At 71.9% G+C, this 2,745-nt stretch carries 4 protein-coding genes; 1 reads left to right on the forward strand and 3 read right to left on the reverse strand.

Annotated elements, in window-relative coordinates:
• Positions 1–53 precede the first annotated feature (53 nt).
• Both DBR36_RS16200 and DBR36_RS16205 read right to left on the reverse strand, forming a co-directional pair.
• Positions 54–515: a Fur family transcriptional regulator gene (locus tag DBR36_RS16200; RefSeq protein ID WP_108320731.1), complete on the reverse strand. Its 462-nt coding sequence runs from the start codon at positions 513–515 to the stop codon at positions 54–56.
• 71 nt (positions 516–586) lie between these two features.
• A complete protein-coding gene (locus DBR36_RS16205) occupies positions 587–1,582 on the reverse strand; it encodes a stage II sporulation protein M (protein ID WP_108320732.1) in 996 nt (331 codons plus the stop codon).
• 16 nt (positions 1,583–1,598) lie between these two features.
• On the opposite strand from DBR36_RS16205, the gene DBR36_RS16210 reads away from it, so the two are divergent.
• Positions 1,599–2,429: an RDD family protein gene (locus DBR36_RS16210; protein WP_108320733.1), complete on the forward strand. Its 831-nt coding sequence runs from the start codon at positions 1,599–1,601 to the stop codon at positions 2,427–2,429.
• Positions 2,430–2,463: 34 nt separating this feature from the next.
• On the opposite strand, the gene DBR36_RS16215 is transcribed toward DBR36_RS16210, so the two are convergent.
• Complete coding sequence (locus DBR36_RS16215) at positions 2,464–2,670, reverse strand: DUF3499 family protein (RefSeq protein WP_108320734.1); 207 nt, start codon at positions 2,668–2,670, stop codon at positions 2,464–2,466.
• Positions 2,671–2,745 lie beyond the last annotated feature (75 nt).

Consider the following 2,745-nt stretch of genomic DNA (forward strand, 5'->3'; position numbering starts at 1 on the left):
GTCGTCGGGGGCGGCGCCGTCGTGGAAGACGGGGCATCCGTTCAGCGTGTCGCTCATCGGGATCCTCTCGGTTTTTCGGCTTCGGAATCCGCTCGGCAGTCGGGGCACACGCCCCAGAACGTCACCTCGGCGGTCTCGATGACGAAACCGCTGCCCTCCGGCGCGTGCAGGCAGGGCGCGGCCCCGACGACGCAGTCCACGTCGTCGATGCGCCCGCACCGGGTGCACACCACGTGGTGGTGGTTGTCACCCACCCGCAGCTCGAAGGTGCCGGAGTGTCCGGCGGGTTCGATGCGGCGGGCCAGTCCCGCGTCGGCGAAGTCGCCGAGCGCGTTGTAGACCGATTGCTTGCTCGTCCCGGGGAGGGAACCGACGAGGCGCGCGAAGACGTCGTCGGCGGTGGCGTGGGGCCGGTCGCGCAGGGCTTCGAGCACGGCGACGCGCGTCGCCGTCACCCGCAGCCCGGCACCGCGGATGAGAGCATCCGCGGTGGCATCCGGCCGACTGTCGAGCATGCGACCAGCCTAGCTAGTTTTGATTGAATCAAAAATGACACGCCGCTGAACGGAGGGAATCCCGGATGCCGTCACCCCGCCGTGAGCGTCGGGGTCCCCGCCTCGTACTCGGTGAGATCGCCCGTCTCGCCGGCCCGGGCCGCGCGCCGGCCGATGATCACCATGTAGAAGAGGAAGACCCCCAGGGCTGCCGCGCCGATCGCGATCTTGATCGGCCAGGGCCAGTCGCGCGGGGTCACGAAGCCCTCGACGATCCCCGAGAGCGCGAGGGCGAAGACGAGCCCCACGGCGACCGTCGCGAGCGATCGACCGGCCGCGGCGAGCGCCGCGGCACGGGTGCGGCGGCCGGGGGCCACCCACGCCCAGAAGATCTGCAGGCCCGCCGCCCCCGCGACGAAGATCGCCGTGAGCTCGAGCAGACCGTGCGGAAGGATGAACTGGAAGAACACGTCGGCGCGGTCGAAGGCGATCATGATGGCCGCCGAGCTGCCCACCCCGACGGCGTTCTGCATGATGACCATCACGGGCCAGAAGCCCGTCACCCCGAAGAGCACGCACTGCGCGGCGATCCAGGCGTTGTTGGTCCACACCGTCCCCGCGAAGATCGCGTTGGGGTTCTCGCGGTAGTAGCTCACGAACTGCTCGTCGGCGTAGTCCTGCAGCTGACTCTCGGACCCCAGGGCCGCGACGGCGGCGGGATCGCCCGAGATCCACAGGGCGACCATCGTCGACACGGCGACGAAGAACACCGCCACCGCCACGGTCATCCACCGCACGCGGTACAGCGCCGCGGGCAGCTGCCGCACGAAGAAGCGCGGAACCTGTCGCAGGACGTTGTCGCGAACGCCGGTGAGGCGCAGCCGCGTCCGCGCGAGCAGGATCGAGACGTGGTCGCCCTGGTCGGTGCGCCCCGCCGACGTCTTGATGTCGGCCAGATCCGCGGATGCCGCGCGGTAGCGGGTGACGAGCTCGTCGACCTCGGGCCCGCTCAGGCGTCGTCGGCGGCCCAGTTCGTCGAGTCGCGCCCATTCCTCTCGCCGGGCGGCCGTGAGGGCGTCGAGGTCCATGTGGTCAACTGTACGCATGGCTTCGTCCTCGACCCCCGCGGCCGCGGTCGCCCTCGTGCACACGGACGCGGATGAAACCCTCACGGGCGAGGCGGTCGCGCTCGACGTGCAGCCGGTCGGCTTCTTCCTGCGTCTACTGGGCGCGGTCATCGACCTCATCGTCGGCGCCGTGGTGCTCGTCGGAGGGGTGCTGCTGCTCGGCGTGCTCATCGATCAGGGCGTGATCGCCGAGTCGGCGGTGAACATCGGGGTGATTTCCCTCATCGTGATCGTCCTCGTCGTGCTGCCCACCGCGGTCGAGACGCTGTCGCGCGGGCGCAGCCTCGGCCGGCTGGCGGTGGGAGCGCGCATCGTGCGCACCGACGGCGGCGCGGCGGGCTTCCGTCAGGCGTTCATCCGCGCGTTGGCCGGGGTTCTCGAGATCTGGTTCACCCTCGGGGCGATCGCCGCGGTGGTCGGGATCTTCACCCCGCGCGCGCAGCGGCTGGGCGACCTGCTCGCGGGCACCGCCAGCGAGCGCACGCGGACGCGTCCTCTCCCCCCGGCTGCGCCCGGCATCCCCCCGGGGATGGAGGCGTGGGCCGCTATCGCCGACGTCTCGCGACTGCCCGACCGGCTCGCCGCCCGCATCGCGCAATTCGTCCGCGGAGCCGACGCGCTCGACCCGTCGGCCCGCGCGCGGGTCGCCGCCGAGCTCTCCCACGCGGTGCGCCCGTTCGTCTCACCGGTTCCCGGAGTGGATGCCGAGATCCTCGTCCGGGCCGTGTCGGCGGTGCGGCGCGACCGCGAGTACCGCGCGCTGCTGCTCGAGAACGAGCGGGCCGCGGCCCTGACCGAACGCGCCTGAGCGAGCGGCGGACTTACGGCATCCGCCCGAGAGGTCAGGCGCGCAGCGTCTCGTGCCGCACGACGACCCAGCCCTTGGGGACCGAGAGCCGGTCGGCGTGGATCGCGCACAGGTCGTGCGCGTGAGGGTCGCCCGCGCGCCCGAGGGGGCCCAGGGCCGCCATCTGGTCGCCGTAGTCGTAGGTGAGGGTGCTCATCGCCTCGCGGGCGCATCCCACCTTCGAGCAGAGTCTGTCGCGCATCGCCGGTCAGCCTAGCCACCACCTCCGACGCCACGGCCGCGCCGCGCCGCCCGCCCTCGTTCTCTCCCCCTCTCC

Origin of the sequence: Microbacterium sp. HMWF026, from assembly GCF_003061325.1 — a bacterium.
GTDB classification, from domain to species: domain Bacteria; phylum Actinomycetota; class Actinomycetes; order Actinomycetales; family Microbacteriaceae; genus Microbacterium; species Microbacterium testaceum_E.